General features: G+C 59.8%; 12 protein-coding genes. 5 read left to right on the top strand and 7 right to left on the bottom strand.

The genetic code is table 11. The features are described 5' to 3' along the window. Nucleotides 1-49: 49 nt before the first annotated feature. From JMF86_RS35160 to JMF86_RS27175, 3 genes are all read right to left on the bottom strand, one after another. Entirely contained in the window at nt 50-337 is a 288-nt protein-coding gene (locus JMF86_RS35160; protein WP_027790089.1) for a hypothetical protein, read from the bottom strand. Between the two features lie 48 nt (nt 338-385). Then, on the bottom strand, nt 386-658 hold the full coding sequence (locus JMF86_RS27180; protein WP_027790088.1) for a hypothetical protein: 273 nt from the start codon (nt 656-658) through the stop codon (nt 386-388). Between the two features lie 459 nt (nt 659-1,117). Next, nucleotides 1,118-1,408, bottom strand: coding sequence for a hypothetical protein (locus tag JMF86_RS27175; RefSeq protein ID WP_011548701.1), 291 nt, complete (start codon nt 1,406-1,408; stop codon nt 1,118-1,120). A gap of 48 nt (nt 1,409-1,456) precedes the next feature. Here JMF86_RS27175 and JMF86_RS27170 point away from each other — a divergent pair, with 48 nt between their 5' ends. Together JMF86_RS27170 and JMF86_RS27165 are read left to right on the top strand one after the other, a co-directional pair. After that, nucleotides 1,457-1,774 carry a hypothetical protein gene (locus JMF86_RS27170; protein WP_011548700.1) on the top strand — a complete coding sequence of 106 codons (318 nt, stop codon included), beginning with the start codon at nt 1,457-1,459 and terminating at the stop codon, nt 1,772-1,774. Nucleotides 1,775-1,936: 162 nt separating this feature from the next. Further along, on the top strand, nt 1,937-2,197 hold the full coding sequence (locus JMF86_RS27165; protein WP_011548699.1) for a hypothetical protein: 261 nt from the start codon (nt 1,937-1,939) through the stop codon (nt 2,195-2,197). 271 nt (nt 2,198-2,468) lie between these two features. On the opposite strand, the gene JMF86_RS27160 is transcribed toward JMF86_RS27165, so the two are convergent. Together JMF86_RS27160 and JMF86_RS27155 are read right to left on the bottom strand one after the other, a co-directional pair. Continuing rightward, a complete protein-coding gene (locus JMF86_RS27160) occupies nt 2,469-2,708 on the bottom strand; it encodes a hypothetical protein (RefSeq protein WP_011548697.1) in 240 nt (79 codons plus the stop codon). 68 nt (nt 2,709-2,776) lie between these two features. Next, the gene (locus tag JMF86_RS27155) at nt 2,777-3,016 is read right to left on the bottom strand and encodes a hypothetical protein (RefSeq protein WP_011548696.1); all 240 of its coding nucleotides are present in this window, start codon (nt 3,014-3,016) and stop codon (nt 2,777-2,779) included. 723 nt (nt 3,017-3,739) lie between these two features. Here JMF86_RS27155 and JMF86_RS27150 point away from each other — a divergent pair. From JMF86_RS27150 to JMF86_RS27140, 3 genes are all read left to right on the top strand, one after another. Continuing rightward, entirely contained in the window at nt 3,740-3,943 is a 204-nt protein-coding gene (locus tag JMF86_RS27150) for a cold-shock protein (protein WP_011548695.1), read from the top strand. A 496-nt stretch (nt 3,944-4,439) separates the two neighbouring features. Beyond that, complete coding sequence (gene infA, locus JMF86_RS27145; RefSeq protein WP_011548694.1) at nt 4,440-4,706, top strand: translation initiation factor IF-1; 267 nt, start codon at nt 4,440-4,442, stop codon at nt 4,704-4,706. A gap of 73 nt (nt 4,707-4,779) precedes the next feature. Further along, the gene (locus tag JMF86_RS27140; protein WP_011548693.1) at nt 4,780-5,064 is read left to right on the top strand and encodes a hypothetical protein; all 285 of its coding nucleotides are present in this window, start codon (nt 4,780-4,782) and stop codon (nt 5,062-5,064) included. Between the two features lie 247 nt (nt 5,065-5,311). On the opposite strand, the gene JMF86_RS27135 is transcribed toward JMF86_RS27140, so the two are convergent. Next, on the bottom strand, nt 5,312-5,599 hold the full coding sequence (locus JMF86_RS27135) for a hypothetical protein (RefSeq protein ID WP_226292206.1): 288 nt from the start codon (nt 5,597-5,599) through the stop codon (nt 5,312-5,314). An 88-nt stretch (nt 5,600-5,687) separates the two neighbouring features. Then, nucleotides 5,688-5,876 carry a hypothetical protein gene (locus JMF86_RS27130; RefSeq protein ID WP_034175061.1) on the bottom strand — a complete coding sequence of 63 codons (189 nt, stop codon included), beginning with the start codon at nt 5,874-5,876 and terminating at the stop codon, nt 5,688-5,690. Between the last annotated feature and the right edge of the window lie 124 nt (nt 5,877-6,000).

Genomic DNA, 6,000 nt, shown 5'->3' with positions numbered 1-6,000 from the left:
GTTCAGCTTCTCGCGTCGTCGTCTTGGCCGACCGCTGCGTTTGACCGAACTACATGTCGATGACCGAAGCTCCACTCACCTTTCCGTCGATGATGTCCTTTCCCTGCTGCCGGGCGGCACGCCTTGCCATACCAAAGTCGGAGTATGTATGCGGTTGGCCTAGCCTGAAAATACGGCTCGCGGCGGAGGTTGCTATCGCGCCTGGGCGGCATATCCGTACCGCAATGTCATACCCTTCGGCGTAACGAGAATGCCCGTCAAAGCGACTGAATGTACGGGCGAAGACGAGGGGATGAAGTTCGTACCCCTTGTAGAGAAGAAGCAGGTGTGTCGACATGATGGCCACTCCGCAGGGGGCGACTTGCTATACGCTCGAACGAGCTTTTCATTTCCGCCGCCGCAGCCGGCTTAGCAGGTCAAGCGCCACCGTGTCAGCGTCGTTGTTGATCATTTCCGCTCGCAACAGCAGACCGCCAACACGGACGGCTGCATCCCAACTGTCTTCTGTCATTGCCTGATGGTTGCGTGCAAGCTGCTCGGCAAGAGCCTGGAGCGCCGCCATCCTTGCCGATTCGCCGGACGTCCGGCGCTCCTCCCTCCCGGCAATGAGCCGGAACAGGCCCAGGACCGACTCGGCGGTAACGGAGGGGATAGTCATTCGAACTTTATACGCCCTTTCGGTCCGTTCCGCCCATATATTCGCGCTGGCCCCCGAGCCTGCCTAGTACCGCCTCGCATACCCCTCGCGATACAGCGAGGCGCCGATCGACGTCAGAACTGCGATCTCATCCTCACTCAATCGACTCCATGCCTCCGCCAACCAGCCAGCGAATCCGGCGCAAGCATGATCCAGATCGGCGGCTGCCTTTCCCTCTGCGTTCCTCCGCTCGAAAATCATCATCACGTCATGTGGCGTCATAGTCGGCTCCTCGTGAGCTTCCAGCATAGGCGATCGGTGGCGTCTGCCCCTACTCCTTCGCACGCTCGATGTTCGCTCTCCGGCGTGCCCGCAGCCACAAGCCGAAGCCGGCCGGTAGCGGTTCGATCAGGTGTCCTGTTCCGTTGACGTCAACATGCTACGCACATATGAATCGGTTAAGGCGCTACGTGCGCCATGTCATTGCCCGCATCGCCGATGCATCCCGTGAACCGCGTCGGCCAGTTGCAGCCATGGGCCGTCGCTGGTCAGCTTCGCTCCAATATCGTCTGAGTACATGGCCATGTCAATTCGCATTCCTACATGATCAGTCAGCATTGAATGGACGGAATGTCCTTTGACTGACGGAATCGGCCGATCGAATGTCATGGTGACGTAGGCAGCCAACGACAGCCGATGGCCGGCTGTTGCCTCCCGCAGCGACGCACGGCATTTGATTCGACGAATGACCGCTTCGGTCACGACTCTCATGGTCGCAATGGGACTACACTGAAGACGCTATAGCAGGAGGAGACAGCGATGACAGACTCCGACCCCCAAAGCACCTTCCGGCGGCTGCCGCTAACTGCGGAGCAGGACGCGGAAGTGAAACACTACATAAAGCTCCGAACCCGGCGTGGCCTGCCATGGGACACGCCGGAGCTGAGCGCGATGCTCGAGGACATGCTGCTACCCCCGGGTGACGGCAACAGCGATGTCGACTCCGCGGAGGACGAAACCAAAGCTGCCGCCGAGCGCGCAACGGCATCGGTTGACGAAGCGATGGACCCTATCGAGGCGAGCGAGGAGCGGAATGCGGCCATGGAGTCGGAAAGCATGAAAGGACCCAGACGATAAAACTGCAGGCGATGACGCTTGCTTCCCGGTAGCGCCGTATGTGGGGGATCGTGAGGTATTCCGCATGAGTTCGGTGTGCATGATTTCAACGCTCGAACGCGTGCCGTCGGCCCCGTGACATCGAGCCGTGCGACATCTCCGCTGAACACGAGGGGGCCGGATATGCAGCTGATAGAACCGGATGAACACAGAGACTTTCTGGCGACCTTGGAGCGTCGTGGCTTGGCAGAGGGCGATTTCGATCTTCAGGAAACGGATACGACCGACCCGAAGGGGGATGAGAACCTCGGTCTACAGGGCTATGTCACCATCACCAGGCTCTCGACGCAGATTACGAAGGAATACGTGATCGGCGACGAAAGCGACTGGCTACAGCATTTCAGGAAAGATCTCGACGCGGGTGCCTTCGACCGACTGGAATGATATCCCGACGCGACGCGCCGCATTTGGGAGGAAGTTCGGCTCACGAGAGTCGCGGACTTCGAGGATGCGGAACGCATGCGGCCCGATCTGGCGGTGATGAGTCCGTTGGAGGGCGTGCTTGCTGCCTTGGTCTGTGGCCCTCCAGGGATGGCCATCCTCTCGACCGACCTTCGGCACCGTGTCTGCCTGCTTTGGCAGCAGCATGTATTGCCGTCGGCCTCGATCCCGGCGACGCCCTGATTGCTCGGGCGGCTGGCGTGCCACCCGAATTTCAATTCATCGACGCGAGGAGATCGTCGACCAAATGCGCGTCGAGCCATTCGTGCGCCCAGTTTTTCGCAAAGGCAATCGCATCCTCGCGCACGTCGAAGCCAGCCAGATCTCCGCTCAGTTGAACGTCGCACTCACTGCCGTCTGCACGATCGATGCTGATCCGCGCGTGTGCCATGTATTCCCCGTCGGCCCTGCGCGGTGTCGGGTCGATATGGAATCGGGTTGAGTCGAGTTGCATTTTCCTTCCTCCTTCAGTTGCTGCGGGGCACGTGGCCACCGCGAAGCGTATCGTCGCGACCAGAACAGTCAAAGCTTGAGGAGTGCCATGATCTGGCCTGCTTCCTGGTCCGATTCGCAGCTCGCCATTCCGCCTTTGCGCAACAGCGCGCGGATCGAGAAAAACATCAGAAAGGCATCCTCATCGATTTCATGACGACGATCGAGAATGACGCCGTCCATCTCGGCACGAGCGTCATACGGCAGGAACTGTTCGATGACACCGGAACCATCGCACCGAATCCACTTCAATAGGTCCTTCCTGTTCATATCCAGCCTCCCGACGTTGCCGGCGCGCCATGCGCCAGGCGTGTTTGAGTCTGTGGCGGCGCCGCGGACGCAGAATCGGGATGGACCGAGGAAGGGATCAGGACGCGTTATCCAACACGCTCGTGTCCTGTAGACAGGCATCGATCAGGCGCTTCGCATACGCAGCCGATACGCGGCGCGCTCGTCCGCATTGCGCGGTTTCGATGAAAGGCCCAATCACGTTCGGAAGGGGGCGCCTCGAGTGGCGCGGGAATCGGTAGTGAGTCAGTCAACAGATCCATCCTACGCCCATTGGCGAACTTGTACAGCGAAAGTTCTGCGCGAACCGCCGCATGGCATGCCGCCCCGATTGGGCGCGGGACGGACCGGCTCAGCCGCGTGTGAACAATCGCCGATACGCGGGGAGAGGGCGCCATGACGGTATCGTCGAAATTTCAATTAGACATTCGAAGCAAATCAAAACCACGGCGCCAAGGGTTTACAACCGGGGCGAGCCTCGCCGGTCGCGGCGTGTTCTTGCGCCGCCACCCGAAATGCGCCGACCGAAACAGCTTGACACGGTGTTTGGCCCCGCGTAGGGTGAGTGTCCGAAGCCTTCAAGAAGCGCGATTGCTGCTCATCACTGACCGCGGAACGCGGTATTCGTTGTCCTCTCCCTCCTTGATCCTTTTTCGTGCTCCCCTATCGGGGCGCATACATTTGTCCAATATCAGGAGAATTTCCATGGATACCGGTACCGTCAAGTGGTTCAACGACAACAAGGGTTTTGGCTTCATCACGCCTGACAGCGGCGGCGATGATCTGTTCGCGCACTTCTCGGAGATTCGCGGCGATGGCTTCAAGACGCTGGCCGAAGGTCAAAAGGTCAGCTACGAGACGAAGAACGGGCCCAAGGGGCTGCAGGCTTCGAACATCGTTCCTCAGTAATCCACATCATTAATCGGTCCCGCGCGCAGGCGCCCACAGTCCTGCTGAGGATACCGTTTCGCCTCAAGACGTACACCCCAAGGAAGAAAGTGGGGGATGCGGCGCATCCGGTGGCGAACGATCGGGCGGCTCATTCATCGTGAGCTCGCGATCGACGCATACCGAGGTAACTTTGACCAAGAGTCAATCGCGCAACAAAAGATCACTCGCGAGACCACGGCGCGCCAGGGATTGGCCGGTGCTCGGCGCGGCGCTGAACTGGGTGCCACCGAAGGCACCCTCTGCGCCCACCAAATCGAGCGGCAAGAAGCGCTCCACCGAGACGCGATAACGAGCACGTTAACACCCGGACGAGGCGCGGCCCGCATGTCGCGTCGGTACGCGCCCCCCACGCATGGGCGTTTTCGATATTTGCACGCAAACCGCTCCCTGTCGGGGACCGGATATCCTCACGCCGCCGCGATTGCGGCACGTCACATTGATTGGAGAAATTGATTTGGCAAAGGAAGAATTGCTGGAATTGGACGGCGTCGTGGATGAGGTGCTCCCGGACAGCAGGTTTCGCGTCACCCTGGAAAACGGCGCGGTCGTTGCGGCGTACGCATCGGGCCGCATGCGCAAACACCGCATCCGTATTCTCGCTGGCGACCGGGTCAAGCTGGAATTGTCGGTCTATGACCTCACCAAAGGGTGTATCAATTTCCGGCACAAAGACGAACGGGCTTCGCCCGGTGTGCCCCGAAACCGATTTGTTCGACGCTAACCACGTAGCGCCGATAGAAGATTGATTGCGCTCGTCTACGCAATTCGTCGCCGTCAATCACCAGGAGTTCATCATGAGCATGCGTACCTATCGCGGATTCGAAATATATCCGCTGATTTATCCTCACTTTCACACAGGCTCTGGCCGTGCTCACAACTACGAAGCCGGTTTCGACGCGGCGGTCAAGGTTTGCCTGCGCGGCACTGACACCACGCTGACCCGGAGCCAGACCTTCAAGCTTGTCGACGGTTCGCCGTTTGCCAGTGCCGGTGACGCACGCCGGGCTTCGCAACGTTACGCAGAAGACATCATCGATCAGAACCGAAGCGAACATTGGACGTTCGACGCAGTTCTTTGATACAGCTCTCTGTTGAACAGCAGCGCGCGTCAATCGGAGACGTGCGTCCCGATCTGAAATTGCGCGAGCCGACGCCATGCTGCCGGTCAACGGGAAACTCGCGTCGTAAACCGACATTCCTTTCTGTCCCGTGCTCTCAAGGCAGATCAACGGACGAGCGGCCGCATTGTGCGACTGGCGCGCCACGGGCTGATGGACGTCGCGTTGCCGATCGACGTTGTGTAACGACCAGGCCGCCGACGCAGATTCAATCGATGCCTTGCGCCCTTTCGTGCCCCTGGATTTGCTCTTCGAGCAATCTGCGTGCGAGCGTTCGTGCGGCGTCGCGCGCCTCCGCGTCCGATGCAAAATCCCCTTCGGTATCGTGTTGATCAGAGGTGCCTGGATCCTCTCCGATGCGGTGCAAGTGGACGATTCCGCGATAGCGCCCAGACGTGGTCTGCATCACGCGAAGGCGTGCCACGTGCGTGTGGGTCGTACACACTTCATCATCCATGATGCCTTCCTTGCCAAGCCCCTGGCGAGACAACGACATGACAGACTTCACCCGCCCGCCTGCATCCGTGTGCTCGGCTCCCGGTAAACTTCGGCAAGGCGGGTTTATCGCCGCCAGCGCCGAGAGGTCAATGTTTGCGATGCATCCACCCCAAGTGATGGGAGTCCAGCCACTGAACGACTTCCATACTTGAATGTTCGCTCTGGTAACGGCGCGCCAACGCGACGGCAACCACCGCGACCACCGCAAGACCAACCACCCAACCAATCATCGACTGAGTCATGACAGCCTCCTTGTGAATGTGGAATGCAGCCATGACTGAATTCTAGGCGTCTTGGGGGAAGGATTCACAAGTCCTGCGCCACGCCGCGCGGACGAACCGCATCCACATGCACGATCCTGGGGAAGGTACGCTCGACCTCCACCTGATCGGTCGCGCC

Origin of the sequence: Burkholderia sp. E168m15 (genome assembly GCF_016586105.1) — a bacterium.
Classification (GTDB): Bacteria; Pseudomonadota; Gammaproteobacteria; order Burkholderiales; family Burkholderiaceae; genus Burkholderia; species Burkholderia orbicola.
This window is presented reverse-complemented; position numbering and strand designations above follow the sequence as displayed.